Source organism: Cyclobacterium roseum (genome assembly GCF_010119225.1).
Classification (GTDB): Bacteria; Bacteroidota; Bacteroidia; order Cytophagales; family Cyclobacteriaceae; genus Cyclobacterium; species Cyclobacterium roseum.
The window spans coordinates 147964-162962 of the sequence record NZ_WNKF01000007.1 but is presented as its reverse complement, the minus strand read 5'-3'; the positions used below and the strand labels follow the sequence as shown (position 1 = coordinate 162962).

The 14999-nt window shown below is 51.3% G+C and carries 9 protein-coding genes and 1 pseudogene; 1 reads left to right on the top strand and 9 read right to left on the bottom strand.

The window, feature by feature from the left end; all coding sequences use genetic code 11:
- Positions 1-270: 270 nt before the first annotated feature.
- The 7 genes and pseudogenes from GJQ68_RS12015 to GJQ68_RS11985 form a co-directional block, all read right to left on the bottom strand.
- Positions 271-1056, bottom strand: a complete 786-nt coding sequence (locus GJQ68_RS12015) for an ABC transporter ATP-binding protein (RefSeq protein ID WP_235941461.1) — start codon at positions 1054-1056, stop codon at positions 271-273.
- 550 nt (positions 1057-1606) lie between these two features.
- Positions 1607-1720 (bottom strand): annotated as a pseudogene (locus tag GJQ68_RS12010) (Uma2 family endonuclease); the annotation flags it as partial.
- A 441-nt stretch (positions 1721-2161) separates the two neighbouring features.
- Positions 2162-2335 carry a hypothetical protein gene (locus tag GJQ68_RS12005; protein ID WP_162417530.1) on the bottom strand — a complete coding sequence of 58 codons (174 nt, stop codon included), beginning with the start codon at positions 2333-2335 and terminating at the stop codon, positions 2162-2164.
- 73 nt (positions 2336-2408) lie between these two features.
- Positions 2409-2969, bottom strand: coding sequence for a type 1 glutamine amidotransferase domain-containing protein (locus GJQ68_RS12000; RefSeq protein WP_162417529.1), 561 nt, complete (start codon positions 2967-2969; stop codon positions 2409-2411).
- 228 nt (positions 2970-3197) lie between these two features.
- Positions 3198-6407 (bottom strand): error-prone DNA polymerase, encoded by a 3210-nt coding sequence (locus tag GJQ68_RS11995; RefSeq protein WP_162417528.1) that lies wholly within the window; start codon positions 6405-6407, stop codon positions 3198-3200.
- A gap of 39 nt (positions 6408-6446) precedes the next feature.
- On the bottom strand, positions 6447-7937 hold the full coding sequence (locus tag GJQ68_RS11990; protein ID WP_202927926.1) for a Y-family DNA polymerase: 1491 nt from the start codon (positions 7935-7937) through the stop codon (positions 6447-6449).
- Positions 7930-8676: an ImuA family protein gene (locus tag GJQ68_RS11985; RefSeq protein WP_162417527.1), complete on the bottom strand. Its 747-nt coding sequence runs from the start codon at positions 8674-8676 to the stop codon at positions 7930-7932. The genes GJQ68_RS11990 and GJQ68_RS11985 overlap by 8 nt, the downstream gene beginning before the upstream one ends.
- A 70-nt stretch (positions 8677-8746) precedes the next feature.
- On the opposite strand from GJQ68_RS11985, the gene GJQ68_RS11980 reads away from it, so the two are divergent.
- Positions 8747-9550 carry an XRE family transcriptional regulator gene (locus GJQ68_RS11980; RefSeq protein ID WP_162417526.1) on the top strand — a complete coding sequence of 268 codons (804 nt, stop codon included), beginning with the start codon at positions 8747-8749 and terminating at the stop codon, positions 9548-9550.
- Between the two features lie 1405 nt (positions 9551-10955).
- Here the strand turns inward: GJQ68_RS11980 and GJQ68_RS11975 are convergent.
- Together GJQ68_RS11975 and GJQ68_RS11970 are read right to left on the bottom strand one after the other, a co-directional pair.
- Positions 10956-12539 (bottom strand): family 16 glycoside hydrolase, encoded by a 1584-nt coding sequence (locus tag GJQ68_RS11975; RefSeq protein ID WP_162417525.1) that lies wholly within the window; start codon positions 12537-12539, stop codon positions 10956-10958.
- Between the two features lie 44 nt (positions 12540-12583).
- Entirely contained in the window at positions 12584-14776 is a 2193-nt protein-coding gene (locus GJQ68_RS11970; protein WP_162417524.1) for an outer membrane protein assembly factor BamB family protein, read from the bottom strand.
- Positions 14777-14999: the final 223 nt, after the last annotated feature.

Genomic DNA, 14999 nt, shown 5'->3' with positions numbered 1-14999 from the left:
GAGTTAGGTATGAGGTGGCACTGAGTCTGTTTTTTAACGAACCAAAGCTTTTGGAGTTGAGAAAAATTCCCATAATCAAATATCCTATGAAATAAATTGGGAGATAGTTGACTGCCTCGAAGTTACTTGCATTTACGTTTCCATAAGACATAAACATAACAAACCAAAGCGCCAAGATTGAGACAGGTACCAGTAGTATATATTCCCACCTATTCACGCTAAGGTCATAGCGCAGCAATTTACCAAATCGATTAATGTCAAATACTTCTTTCATAATACGGTCTCATTTTGGGTGGATTCAACTAAAACGATCCCCTGAGAAACGGCATTGAAAAACAATTCCAAATTCACTTGGGTGGGGTTTTCTCCGGGGGTTAGTCTTTTGAAAAAATGGTAGCCTCCCTGGGCCTTTTCCGAATAGATCCATTCTTTGCTAAGCTGGGCACTAAAACCAAAGGAATAGTAGTCGCTAATGGCCAGCATGTCCTGATCAAGGACGATTCGTCCTTGATCCACCAAGATGACCCGGTCAATCAGGTTTTCCACATCTTTTACTTGGTGGGTACTGATTATCACCGTTTGATCTGTACGTAGGTTGGCGGCTACCATTTTGCGGAAAATGCTTTTAGATGGAATGTCCAGCCCATTGGTAGGTTCATCCAGGAGCAACAGCTTGCATCCCGTGGAAAGCGCAAAGGCAATTAAGAACTTCTTACGCTGTCCATAAGAACATTTCCCAAACTTCTTGGAAGGATCCAGATCAAAACTCTGAAGGAGGGAATGAAATTTTTCCTTTTCGAAGTTGGGGTAAAACACAGCGAGAGAACTGGCAAATTTTCCCATAACGGTTTTGTCCGGTAGGTTATACTCTTCCGGTATCATAATGACCTTCTGGAGAAAATAGGGAGAACGTTTAAAAGGATCGTGTCCGAGAACGGATATATCACCCTGCTGCACTTTAAGCAGTCCGTTGGTCAAACGCAATAGTGATGATTTCCCGGCTCCATTTTTACCCAATAGACCCACAATATTTCCCTCTCTAACTTCCAAATTCATATGTTGGAAAAGCTTTTCCAATTTTCGATAGCCGTAACTGACATTCCTAAGTTAAATCATTGGCATAGTGTTTTAGTGTCATAGTGTATTATGACACAATAATGGTTAAATTTTTTTATACCTGCAAGTTTTTTTATCTTTTTTCAAACGTTCAAAAGGTAGGAAAAGCTAGCCCCCGATTGGCTTATGCATTACACCTGCATGGATTTTTCGACTACCTTGCAGGATGGATAATGATACTGGGGGCCTAACTTTCTGAAACTAATGTCAATCGAACATAAACATTCAGAAACAGGAAAGAGAAATCATCAAAATCAGAAGATGTGTTGCAGTGAAGGTACCACGGATAAGCAGGAAGGAAACACCATCGCACACAGGTGGGATACGTGGAAGCTCTATTTGCCGGGTGATTTACCAGTTTTTTCATCCAGGTGAGACTATGTAACAACTTCCACGGGACCCACTCGTTGGTTTGTTGCCCTAGAACGAATAGCCTTGATTTTGAACGCTATTCAATATCCCCAAAAAACTCCTCCAAATCCAGTGCAAACCCTTTGATCAATTCCACCACTTCCTCCCTCTGCCAAGATAGGTAATCGGCATAAGAATAGTTGCCATATTCCAAATTCGGTTCATTGAGCGGACTCCGGTTTTTGGCAATTATGGAATGAATATTGGGAAAATAGTAGAAAATATTTAAAAAATACTTGGAATCCAAGCTCCCAATTTAACCCAACTGTTCATGACAGATACCATGAAAGGAAAAAACGCCTCAACCTATTTCATCTACCTATGTTATTGTTTTGGTAAAATTAAAAAACCCTATAAATCAGTCAGGGCCGCTTGGTTTTTAACCCATAGTTGGATACCATTTGCGGCAGTCACCAGCTCAAATTGCCCGAAGCTACCCAACACTTCTGCCTTTCCTGAAAATGAGGGGTGTTGAAATTCTGAGGACCACCAATCTACTTTTAACCAATCCGAATCTTGAAGTGTCCGCTCCTCCAGGGGGCTTTCTATTTCCTCTGCCAGATTTTCTGCCAGGAAGCCCTGCTGCTGATCTGGCAGCCTGATTCTTAACCAGCCTGCGGTTTTTCCCTCTATTCTAAATACCTACTGCTTCCCAATCCCTGACCATCGAATTGCCTTTCAGACTCGAAGCTTTAAGATCCTTTAGGTATTTGTCATAGGAGCTACCGGATCGCAGGAGTTGTTCTATTTTTGTTCCCTGGCAGGACAGGCACAAAAATACCAGCAGATATAGAAATAAATTTTTCATGTTTCATTCAAAATGCAAAACGCCTGCCGTTTTAACAGGGCAGGCGCGCTTGCCATTAATATCCAACTGGTGATTACAAGGTTTTCTGCTCTTCATGAACTCCCTCACGAATCTCTTCTATGAGTTTCTTATTGAAAGCAGGCAGGTCGTCCGGTTTACGGGCAGTCACCAAGGCCGAATCGCAGACACATTCGCTGTCCGTCCAGGATACTCCGGCATTGATTAGGTCGGTTTTGATGGAGGGCCAGGAAGTCATTTCCCTTCCTTCCAATGCACCCGTCTCGATCAATACCTGAGGGCCATGACAAATCGCCGCCACCGGTTTCCCTTTAGCAAAAAAAGCTTTGATAAATTCTATTGCCTCTTTGTTGGTTCTCAATTTATCGGGGTTAATTACGCCACCAGGAATTACCAAAGCATTGTAATCTGCTGGGTTGGCATCACTCAGTGGTTTATCTATTTTGACTTCCCCGGACCAGTTGCCATCTTTCCAGCCCTTAATAGACTTTGCTGGCGAAATCACATGAACGGTAGCTCCGGCTTCCTCCAGGGCTTGCTTAGGGCTTTTTAATTCACTTTCTTCAAATCCCGTTTCGGTTAAAATAGCTACGGTTTTGTTGTTTAATGTTGGCATGTTACAAAATAGTTTGGTTTAACAAATAATTCCTTCTCCCACCCGATGGATCATCCCAATCCGGCAGGACTTAAAAGAGTTCAACTACCATGCCATTGAGCAGCTTTTCAAAAAAAATATGATAAAACAAATTTTTAAAATAATAATAAGGCTTCAATGATACACCAATTTCCTTTTTATTGGATTTATTTACATTTAGGTGATTCGCATTGACAAATTAGCCGGCACTTATTTGAAATCCCGGGAGGGAAACAATTCCCCCTGTTGCCCCTTTTCTCCGGAGTAGGTCTGGGGAATTTTTTTCCCCTTGCCTCTTTTCTTGTCTGAGAGGCGTTCTTTTTCTGAAGGACTGGATTGTAACAGCTTGTTAAGGTTATGGCAGGAGCGCACCACCACGTGGATGACCTCCCCTTCTACCTGCAGTTTCCCGGAAACCATCAACAGTTTGGATTGAAGGATGACCGATCGGTATTTCTCAAAGGTTTTGGCCCATACCACCAGGTTGGCAAAACCGGTCTCGTCTTCAACGGTAATGAAAAGCACCCCCTTGGCCGTACCTGGTCGCTGCCTTACGGTAATCAGGCCGCAAACCTTTACAAAAGCCCCGTCCTTCATTTTCCCCAAAAGGGCCGTGGGACTCACCCTTAACTGATCCAGTTGGTCCCGCAAATGGCTTAGGGGATGGGATTTTAGGGAAAGGGTGGTGGCGGCATAATCCCGGAGTACCTGCTCCATGGGAGGAATGGCAGGCAGGGATACCTCCTTCTCCCGGGGCGTCTCCTGCACCTGCCCCGTAAAAACCCCAATGGGCCTGCCCTGGAGGGCTAGCACTTCCCAGAGAGCTTGCCTGCGGTCCAGGCCCAGGGATCGAAAGGCATCCGCATCGGCCAGGCGCTCCAAGGCAGACTTGGGTACCCCGGCATTGATCAGGTCGGTGATATGGACATAGGGTTTTTTCCGCTGATCCACCAGCAGCTGCATGTCCGATTGATTCAATCCCTTCACCTGCCGGAATCCCAGCCGAATGGACAGGTACTGACCGGATTTTTCCTCAAATACATGGTCCCAGAAGGAGTGGTTTACATCCACCGGCCTTACCTCCACTCCGTGCTTGCGGGCATCGCTGACGATCTGTGCCGGTCGGTAAAAACCCATGGGTTGGCTATTGAGCAAGGCCGTAGCGAAAACATCCGGATAGTGGTACTTCAGCCAACAGGAAACGTACACCAGCAGAGCAAAACTGGCCGCATGGCTCTCGGGAAAACCGTAGCTGCCAAATCCTTCCAGCTGCCGAAACACCCGCCTGGAAAAGTCCTCCTTGTAGCCCCGATCCACCATGCCCCCCACCAGTTTTTTCTCGTACTGACTCACCAGCCCATGCGCCTTGAAGGTCGCCATGCTTCGCCGCAATCCGTCTGCTTCCGCCGGGGTAAAGCCTGCCGCCACGATGGCAATCTCCATGGCCTGCTCCTGAAACAGGGGCACCCCAAGCGTCCGGCCAAGGATCTCTTCCAATTCCCGGGAGGGATAGTCCACCGGCTCTTCTCCCCTACGCCGTTTGAGGTAGGGATGTACCATGTCCCCCTGTATCGGTCCGGGTCGGACAATCGCCACCTCGATCACCAGGTCGTAAAAGGTCCTGGGCTTCAGACGTGGCAACATGGACATTTGGGCGCGGCTTTCTATCTGAAACACTCCCAACGTATCGGCATGGCTGATCATCTCGTAGACCCGGGGGTCGTCCTGTGGAATATTGGCCAGGGTAAGCTGCGGGCCGTAATGGGACCGGACCAGGTCAAACGCCTTGCGTATGCAGGTCAACATGCCCAATGCCAGCACGTCCACTTTCAGAAAACCCAGGGCATCGATGTCGTCTTTGTCCCATTCGATGCAGGTCCGGTTTTCCATCCGCGCATGCAGTACCGGACAGAGGTTGGAGAGCTGATCCCGGGTGATCACAAAACCTCCGGTATGCTGGCCCAACTGCCGGGGAAACCCCATGTACTGCCAGGTGAGGAGCAGCGTTTTTCGCAAATGGGAATCCCGGGGATCAAATCCCTGAGAAGACACTTTCTCGCCTTGCAGCCATTCTTTGGTCAGTTCGTGTCCTGACTTGGCTAGCCGATCCACCGCATCCAGCGACAAGCCCATGGCTTTGCCCAGGTCCCGTACCGCTCCCTTCCAATGCAACCGGGTGACGGTGGCCACAATGCCCGCCCGGTCCCGTCCGTACTTTTCGTAAATGTACTGCATCACTTCCTCCCGGCGCTCGTGCTCAAAATCCACATCGATATCCGGGGGCTCGTTCCGGGCATCGGACATAAAGCGGGCAAACAGCAACTTGAACTTGGAGGGGTCCACGGAGGTAATGCCCAGGCAATAGCAAACCACCGAATTAGCTGCAGAGCCCCGCCCCTGACAGAGGATGCCCCGCTTCCGGGCAAAGCGCACTAGATCATATACGGTCAGAAAATAAGAGGCGTAGTCTTTCCGGGCAATGAATTCCAGCTCCTGCCGGATGGTATTCCGAAGGGCTTCGGAGATTTGCTCCCCAAAACTGGCCCGGGCTCCCTCCCAGGTCCGCAATTCCAACTCCTCCTGTGGACTGCGCCCTTCACTTCTGATTTCCTCGGGGTATTGGTAGGTCAACTGATCCAGGGAAAACTCACAAGAGGCGGCAATTTCCACCGCCCGGCGAAGGGCCGCCGGGTACTCCCGAAACAGGCGGTACATTTCTTCCCGGGATTTCAGGTACCGCTCGGCATTGGGATGCAGGCGAAACCCGGCATTTTGAATGGTACACTTTTCCCGGATGCAGGTCAATACGTCTTGCAGGGCTCTTCTTCCGGGGGCATGGTAGTGCACATCGTTGACCGCCACCAGGGGAATTCCCAGGCTTTGCTCCAGCTGCGCCATCCGAAACAGCCGCTTCTGATCGCTGCCATTGTAGGCAAAAGCGGCGGCCAGGTAAAGGCTGTCGCCCAGTGCCTCCCGGTATTCCTCCAGGGCGGAATAAAAGGACGGCTCAAAATCCAGGTTGGCATTCAGGCTAGTTGGAGGGACTGCGATAAATACGCTATCCCGGGCATGGGCGTATACATCCGCCTTGTACAGGTGACAGACCCCCTTCTCCGCCCGAAGATTGCCCAGGGTGAGCAGGGAAGATAGCCGCCCGTACGCATCCCGGTTTTTGGGATAGGTCAACAGGCTGGGACCATCCAGCAAATCCAGGCGGCAGGCCGGAATGAAGCGAAGGCCGGATTCCCTTGCTGCCGTGTGTGCCCGGACAATTCCCGCCAGGGTGTTTCGGTCGGTCAGGGCCAGGGCTTCGTACCCCAGCTGAATGGCCCGCTGCACCAATTCTTCCGGATGCGAACCTCCCCGCAGAAAGGAGAAGTTGGAGGTCACTTGCAATTCGCTATAGGCGGTTGCTTGCATGATTTGTCTGTATCAATGGATTCGATAAATTGTCCCGGGTCAGGAAAAATAGCCGTGCAAAAACCATTGGGGTTCCCCTTTTCCGTAAAGTCCCAGCCGGAAAAGCCAGTACCTGCCCCCTTCCGTATCTTCCACACAGTAATAATCTCTGGGGGGACCGGTTTGCAGCCACCATTCCTGCTCAATGCGCTCCGGTCCATCGGCACGAACCACGCGAACCAGCCTGCCCTTATGCTTAAAATGCACCGGAGGGTAATCGGGCAGGGGGACCATGACCGTTATGGGCTCGGGTACAGGCAGCAGGTGCAGGGGGCGCACCGAATCGGGCCAGCTCGTATCGGGTTTTTCGTCAAAGGAAAGCGCAGCCCGAACCGAATGCTCCGGCCAATGCCGCTCCTGAGGCAGGAAACGGTGCATGCGGCCCGAACCCAGTTTGGCCCCTATACGGTCCAGCAGTTCGGCCACTGCAGCCGGATCCCCGGATCGGTGCCAGAGTTGTTCCTGTGGCAGTTGTACCTTTTCCACCAGCAATCCTTCCAGGCTAAATAACTCTATTCCCAAAGCCGGCTCCAGCAAGGGAATTTTCAGGGCAAAGAGCCGGAAAAGGTGCAACGGATTATGGGAAGCCCGGCCGGTGCCAATGGTGATTTCCACGGTTTTTCCGTCTACCCGCAGACCTTTGAATACCGCCTTGCGCAGCCCCTTCCCTTCCCTGCTCAGGCGCTGACAAAGGGTATCCAGCAACTTTTGGAGAGCGATTTCGATGCCTTTGGCCGTGCGAATGGGCTCCAGACAGGGCAGCTGCTCTTCGTAAGGAACCCGGGGCTGTACCGGTTGAAAGGCTTCCTCTTCCCTGCCCAGGGCCTGCCCCAACCGAAACAGGAGCCCCTCCCCAAATCGCCTGCGCAAGGTAGCCGCCGGCAGGTTGATAAACTGCCGGATTTGCCGGAAACCCAGTTTTTCCAGCCCCTCCAGCGTCCGCGATTCCAGGCGAAGAGCAGATGGAGGCAAGGGCAACAAGGCTTCCCGCTGCCCTCCTACTTCGGCTATGCCGCCCTGTTCCCCGTACCGGGCCAGTGCCCAGGCTGCCCCAATGGTATCGGCGATGGCCGCCCGTACCCGGTAGCCTTTGCCTTCCAGGGCAGATACCAGGTCCCTCAGGTAGGCCGATTCACCTCCCCAAAGATGTGGACAACCCGAAATATCCAGCATCAGTCCGGAAGGAGGATCGGCAGCGGAGACTGGGGTGTACCGCAGGCACCACTCGGCCAGCCGGTAGAGGAGCCGCTTTCCCCAACCGGGCCTGTCGGGAAAGACCCGTATATCCGGAAAAATGGCCCGGGCATCTGCCACGGCCCTTCCCGGACGGATGCCCCGGGCAAAGGCTTCCCGACTGCTAGCCTGCACGATGGCCCGACCCCGTTCGTTGCCGGCCAATACGAAGGGCTTTCCCCGGAGTTCCGGATGTCGAATGGCCAGCCGGTCCGTGGTCAGGTGACAAAACCAGAGGGATAGAAAACGCTTAGGCATAATTTCTTCTGTTTTGGGTAATTGCTTGCCTCTTCTCCTCCCGGAAAACTTCCTGAAAACCCTGCCCGTCCCATTGCAGCTGCCAGTCGCCCGGTCTTCCGTTTCGGACCTTAATCAAGCCTACCTTCCAGACAGGAAAGCCCAGTCCCGGCATGCCCGTCGGCATGAGTGTCGGAACTGGGGCCACCTTCCAGCGGGTAGCACAGGCCACGGCATGCAGGCTACGGGGCTGATGGCGGTGCACAAAGCCGGTGACACGGCTCCGCTCTACTGCCAATTGCAGGCGCTGGGATTCGGAGAAACCCAGCTCCCTGATTTCCCCAACCACCGCTACCAGGGCTTCGCAACGGAGGGCCTGCTCCAGCGTCCACAGCAGGTCTTTTTCCCTGGGTACGTTCACAAACACCACCCGTTCGGGGGCTACCCCAAAACGCTTCAAGGCAGGAGGAAAGACCTGCGGCCGGGTCCCCAGCCAAAGGCAAAATCCGCCTTTTTGCAGGAGCATGCCCAGAAGCACGGCCAAAAAACCCTGGGTGGCAGCCGCCTCGGATGGGGTATGGCTGATAAATTCGTGGTTGGCGGCTAGGGGAAATGCCCCGCCCGGGAAGGCCGCATGCAAGGGCCCCAGCTGCAGCCTGGAATCCGGTTGCTGCCCTTTTGGGGGAAGGTATCCTTCCAGGGCCATGATTTCCTGCTTTAACTGCCGCAGCCGATCTATTTTATCACTATTTCCTTTCATCGTTTTCGCAGAACGCCTATATTTGACACGATTCGTATCAAATTATTGACTCTAATACTAGCAAACTTCGATGAAAAAGTCAAAAAACTTTTTTCCAGGTAACCTGAAATTTCTCCGGGAGCGGAAGGGCTTGACCCAGCAAGGACTGGCAGCCGAACTGGAACTAACCCGATCCAAACTCAATGCCCTGGAATCCGGGCAGACCAAGGCACCCTCTCCGGAGGATTTTCTGGGCATTTCCAGTTATTTCGGTATCAGCATCGACAGCCTGATACGGGTAGACCTGCGTACGCTGGGAGAGCTGAAATTGCGGGATCTGGAAGCGGGGAACGACGTGTACATGCGTGGCGGCAACCTGCGAGTTTTGGCCATCAGCGTGGACAAAGGCAACCAGGAAAACGTGGAATACGTGCCCATCAAAGCCAAAGCGGGCTACCTTTCCGGGTACAACGATCCCGAGTTTATTGCCTCCCTGCCCCGCTTTTCCCTACCCAACCTTCCCCGGCAGGGTACCTACCGGATATTCCCCACCGTGGGGGATTCCATGTTGCCCATTCCGGGGGGAAGCGATATCATCACCCGGTACCAGGACGACTGGACGGCCCTGAAGCCGGATAGCCCCTGCGTGGTGATCCTGAGTGGGCAGCAGGATTTTGTATTTAAGCTGGTGACGGTACAGGCCGCAGGGCAGCTGCTGCTTCGCTCGCTGAATCCGATCTTTGAGCCCTACACCGTGCCTGTGGGCGAGGTAGCGGAGATCTGGAAATTCCATGCCTACACCAGCAAAGAAATCCCCGAACCCGAAACGGACCTTCAGCAACTGGTCCGGGCGGTTCGGGAAATGCAGCTGGAAATGAAGGGAAGGAAGGGGTAAGGATTCAGGGAAAACGAAATTTGTTTGGTGAAATAAACGAATGAATTAAGATATAAACAAGTAGATACATCGAATAATGAACACCTTTCGGAGTGAGTATGGATTGCAATTTTACAAATGAATATCCACATATGATGCCTACAGCTGAAGCAGTAGGCAATTGACTATAAGGAGCCTGGTTCCAAATGAATATTTCCTCAATAGGAATGTGGCTTTAGCCCATTCTTAAAAGGAAATAGAATAAAAACCTGGCTTTAGCCAAAATGAATACCTCAAGCAGTAGGCAATTTGTCAAAATCCGGTTGCAAATAAATACCCTATAATAGAAATGTGCGGTTAATCCATTCCTAAAAGTGGAGTCCCAAACCTTCACTAAAAAGGATACTACCAGATCGGTTCGCCTCCTGAAGGCTACTTCCCACAGCAAATCCAGCACGATAGGGCTTGAAATCCAACTGAAATAATACAAATGGTTGCACGCTTCTGGAATGATAATTCGGTTCAACTTAGAACCAACATTCAGTATAGCGGGCCCATTTGTATACAGAATTGGGGGTTGATTTTTTAGTGATTGCTTATTAGATTTACTATGTAATTGGACAGGATGTAGCAACCAACCGATCAAAAGAATAAAAGTTTCCTTCCAAATAATTCACACTTGGAAGGAAGCCCCATGCAGCGTTTAGCTAGCCCACTCAAATCATGAACATTTCCTTCAAAAACGAAAGACTAAGAAATCGATTTATAATCGGAAGTATTGGCATGGCCCTTTTATTTATGGCATTTGGATCGTACGGATCGTTTAACCCCTTTGAAATCGGTTTTTATACCTCCATAGGCGCTGGAATCGGATGGTTTTATATATGCTATTATGGCTTTAAATGGTTGCTGGGCAGGAATAAAACCTGAATAATTGGTTTATTCACATCCCATCTAAAAAATTTTCATTAATAACAGGTCCAATTTTTTGGACCTGTTATTTTTTTGGCTCTAAATCTACCAACCTAATGGCGTTTAACCAAAAATTTAGTATTTGGTATTACCAAGTTAGGGCACAACCTTGAATTAACTTTGCTGCTTTTTCCTGTTTACCAAAATAAACCAATAAATCAATGTACCTATAAAAACAAAGGCACTAAATAAAATTCCCCAGCCGTACAAATAGTGTTCAGAAAGGACTTTTAAAGAAGCAAAAACAATGACTCCTAGCGCAGATAATCCCAAAGTAACTAATAACCTTTTCATCATCTATTTGCTTATTTCTTTAATGGCACATCCTAATGCAGCTCCAACTACACAAAAGGGACTTAATACCCAACACCCAAACGTTCCAACCGGGTCATTATCCCAATCATCAAAAAGCTTATCTATAGCACTATCCATGCAATTTCCACATCCTTTCAAACTATTCCTCTTCAAAAAATTCCTTCCAGACTTCCGCCTTTAGGGCCTTGTCCTCGGCACCGGTATACATCAGCAGGCGGTACCGGATGGTTTCCGACTCTCCGGCAGCCAGGCCCCAGTCACCCAGTATTTGCCGGGAAGGACCCAGGCCCATTTGGCTGTCTACCCGCCAGGGTGTGGGGAAGGCGGCATTGTCCGGATGATCCAAAATCGCCATCCGGGCAAAATCTTCCCGCCCGTCGAGCTTGATCCCAATATCGCTCCAAATGGCCCGCTGACCTTCCAGTTCCATGCCCTCCTGTCCGGAAGCACTCAGGATCTCACCAATGGTCTCGGGCACCCAGGGCATGCGAACAAAAAGACCGCCCACATAGAATTTGCCCATTACCACATCCATTTTGGCCTCTCCCTGCCATTCCAGGTCCAGGACATAACGGTCAGCAAACGCCTGCAGCGACCAGGATTGGGTTTCTACCATCAGTACGTTTCCTTCCTCGTCCAGCATCTCGTACACGGTCTGCCAACGAACCCTTTCCCCATCGTCCTTAAGAACGTCTGCCGATACCCTTCGCCAATAATCCCGGTTCCAGTTCATAAAATAATCGCGCTCATTTACCCGCTTTAAGCCCCAGTAAATGCCCGTTTGGTGGGGATGGTGGGCCGGACGGTATTCGGTCAACTCCCCCTTTCCATCTGGCGCAAGTATGGGATGTAGGTAAGGCCGTTCGTCCGGTTTTGCACCTTGGATCAGGATGGGTGCTGTTTTGTCTTCCGCGTGGACGGCTATCCGACCTGTTTGCCGATCCTGTTCAATACGAAGGGAAAGGAGGGTCTCGGCCCGGGTAGCCCCGGAGGAAGGTAGCAAACTGACCACCGGCACCCGGTCTTCCATTGAGGTAAGCTCCAGGCTTCCCTGCTGTATGCGGATGTTGCGAAACCGGATGGAAAAACTTCCTTGCGGATCGTTTTCGTTGTTGGCATGCAACTGCAGACCGATAAAGCCCCGGAGGTAGCGGTCGTCCTCCAGATGGGCTACGGGAACGCCATTTACCCAGGTTCGAAGTATCGGGCCGACCGCTTCTATGCGGTAATGGTTCCATTGGTACCCGGATTTATCGTCCCGTTTGAAAGCTGCTTTTGCTTCCGGGCCCATTTTTTCCGGCGGGTAAATCCAGCCCCGATCGGCTCCCTCTTCGTAGATGGCCCCGCTCCACTGCTGGGGCTTGGGATCCACTTCCATCTGATAGCCGTGCACCCGGCCGTTTTTGTATTCGGGATAACTCTGAGATCGAAATTGAATGCCCGAATTGTTCATCAGCGTATCCACCGATACCTCCAGCTCGAGCACAAAATCACCAAATTCCTGCTTGGTGCACAAAAATCCATTGGGCTGTCCGGGAACGGTGCTCCCAACGATCATCCCCTCTTTTACTTCCCAGGTATGGGCTCCGTTTAATTCGGTCCAACCGCTAAGGTCCTTGCCGTTGAAAAGGGATTGCCAGACCGGTTCCTGAGCCAACAAGGCAAATGGAGCCAGGCTTGTTGCGAACAGAAGCAGCAAAAAGAAAGTATTACGTTGTGTCATGATCAGTATTTTGGGTTCGTTATCGTTTTAAAAGCATAAGGCCATCAATCGGGCAGGGCAAAGGCAATGACCGAATCTCCGTGAGGGGTGCCGTTTTTCCCTCCCCCGCCGGCAGTAATGACCAGGTACTGTTTTCCCTCTACCTGGTACACGCTGGGGGTGGCGTAACCTCCTGCCGGGAGTTGGTATTCCCACAGTACCTGCCCGGAAAAGGTATCAAAGGCCCGGATCTTTTCATCGGGCGTTCCGGCGATGAATATCAGGTTTCCGGCCGTCGCCACCGGACCGCCGAAACTTTTGGCCCCGGTGTTTCGAATGCCTTTGGCCACCAATTCGGGGTATTCCCCCAGCGGGACCTTCCACAGGATTTCCCCTTTATCCAGGTCCACGGCGTTGAGGGTTCCCCAGGGTGGAGCGATGGCGGGATAGCCATTCTGGTCCACAAAGAAGGGGGCTACATTGGCGTAGCGAGGTGCTTTAGTCGGGTTGGAACCGGAGTCTGCGGTCTGGTCTTCCTCCGGCTGCCCGGGACTGCTTTCCAGGTAAACCAGCAAATCATCCAGCTGCCTATCTGTAAACTGGGCAAAAGCTGGCATCATGCCCCGGCCATAGCTCAGTACGGATTTGATAGAATCTCCGCTGATCTGCAGGTTTTGAAGGGGCGGGTACAAGGGAGGATTGCCGACTTTGTCGATCCCATGACAGGCAGTACAGGAAATATTGTACAGGGCTTTTCCCCGTTGAAGCGGGGAGGCCGAAGCGGTATCCAGATCTGCACCCACCGGCACCAAGCTATGGATAGTGGGCGCCTCGTTAATATTCACGTAAAGGACATTGGTGGCCGGATCAAAAGCCGCTCCACCCCATTCGGCACCGCCCTGATGACCGGGCATGGTGATTACCCCTGCCCGGGAGGCCGGGGTATACAACGGGCCGGTTTCGTGCTGCCGAAAGATGTTGAGTACGAAATCCCGGGTTTCAGGAGTAATGTTACTCAGGTCCGCTTCCCGCAGGCTGGTCCGGTTGAGTGGGGGTGGTTTTAGCGGAAAGGGTTGGGTGGGCCAGGCTTCTTCTCCCGGCACTTTCGAGGGAGGAACGGGCAGATCAACTACCGGAAATACCGGTTCGCCCGTATCCCGGTCCAGAACAAAGGTAAATCCCTGTTTGGTCAGTTGCACCACGATGTCCCGGGCCGTACCATTTGCAGTGACGCTGGCCAAGATGGGGGCCGGAGGCAAGTCGTAATCCCAGATGTCGTGACGCAGGGTTTGGTAATGCCAGATACGCTTTCCCGTGTTGGCATCCAGGGCGATCACGCAATTGGCAAAAAGGTTTTCTCCCTTGCGCATGCCCCCGTAGATAAAATCCGGTGCGGGGGAACCGGTGGCCAGGAAAACCCAGCCCCTTTCCTCATCCACGGTCAATCCACCCCAGGGATTGGTACCCCCGTAGCTCACTCCGTCTTCAAATTCCCAGGTATCGTAGCCAAGCTCTCCCGGTTGGGGAATGGTATGAAAGATCCATTTGAATTCCCCGGTAAGTGCATCGTAGCCCCTCACGTCTCCGGGGGTGGAAGGTGAGCCTTCAGGAGTCCTTCCCCCGATAATGAGGATATCCTTATAGACCATTCCTTGAGTAGTCGCTTCAAAATCAACCTGCTCCGGGTCCTGGGGAAGGTTTTGGCGCAAATCGATCCAGCCATTTTCGCCAAAGGAAGTGATCAGGGTACCGGTACGGGCATCAATGGCATAGACCCGGTCTTTTACGAAGTTCAGGATGCGTTTATTTTCTCCCTTTTCGTCTTCCCAGTAGGTAAGACCTCTATTTCTACCTCGAAAGGGGCGTTCGTCGTTTCGGTAGGTATCCGGGCGAAACACCCACACTTCCTCCCCGGTGGTGGCATCCAATGCGACGGCATTTACTTCCGGCGTGGTGAAATAAAGCAGACCGTCTATAATGATGGGATTGGCATACATGCCCGGTCCCACGGGATTGCCGTGCTGGTATTCCCAGGCTTTTTCCAGTTGCTGCACATTTCCGGCATGCACTTGGTCCAGTTCGGAATATTGGATCCCCGAGGAATGGCCCCTGTAAATGCCCCAATCCTGGTGGTTGTTGAGGCGGTTGGCCTGTTGGGTATGCGTTGATTTTTCTGATTCCTTTGGGGAACAGGCGAGTAAAAACAGGTAGCAAAGAAGAAAAGGTAAGGTCAGGCTTTTTGGGTGGAGTTTTCTCATTCAGGTTTTTTTAACAAACAGTAGGTACGTATCTTTTTTCTCCAGATAGTAAGACAATAGCCAAATACCCTTCCCATAAAAAAGCACTCGGGCTCTTCCAGGATATTCTTCGGACTTGCTATTGGCAAATTATCGCATTAATTGCACTAGTGAAAGTTACAAATTACGTAGAAAAAAGTCGCCATTAACGAGATTAATTTTGTGTTCCAGCAATTCCAGGAAA

Excerpts from the sequence above, each read along its gene's own strand:
- GJQ68_RS11995 (WP_162417528.1), bottom strand. The coding sequence starts at position 6,407 with ATGCAAGCAACCGCCTATAGCGAATTGCAAGTGACCTCCAACTTCTCC.
- GJQ68_RS12005 (WP_162417530.1), bottom strand. The coding sequence starts at position 2,335 with ATGAAAAATTTATTTCTATATCTGCTGGTATTTTTGTGCCTGTCCTGC.
- GJQ68_RS11970 (WP_162417524.1), bottom strand. The coding sequence starts at position 14,776 with ATGAGAAAACTCCACCCAAAAAGCCTGACCTTACCTTTTCTTCTTTGC.
- GJQ68_RS11975 (WP_162417525.1), bottom strand. The coding sequence starts at position 12,539 with ATGACACAACGTAATACTTTCTTTTTGCTGCTTCTGTTCGCAACAAGC.
- GJQ68_RS11990 (WP_202927926.1), bottom strand. The coding sequence starts at position 7,937 with ATGCCTAAGCGTTTTCTATCCCTCTGGTTTTGTCACCTGACCACGGAC.
- GJQ68_RS11985 (WP_162417527.1), bottom strand. The coding sequence starts at position 8,676 with ATGAAAGGAAATAGTGATAAAATAGATCGGCTGCGGCAGTTAAAGCAG.
- GJQ68_RS12015 (WP_235941461.1), bottom strand. The coding sequence starts at position 1,056 with ATGAATTTGGAAGTTAGAGAGGGAAATATTGTGGGTCTATTGGGTAAA.
- GJQ68_RS12000 (WP_162417529.1), bottom strand. The coding sequence starts at position 2,969 with ATGCCAACATTAAACAACAAAACCGTAGCTATTTTAACCGAAACGGGA.
- GJQ68_RS11980 (WP_162417526.1), top strand. The coding sequence starts at position 8,747 with ATGAAAAAGTCAAAAAACTTTTTTCCAGGTAACCTGAAATTTCTCCGG.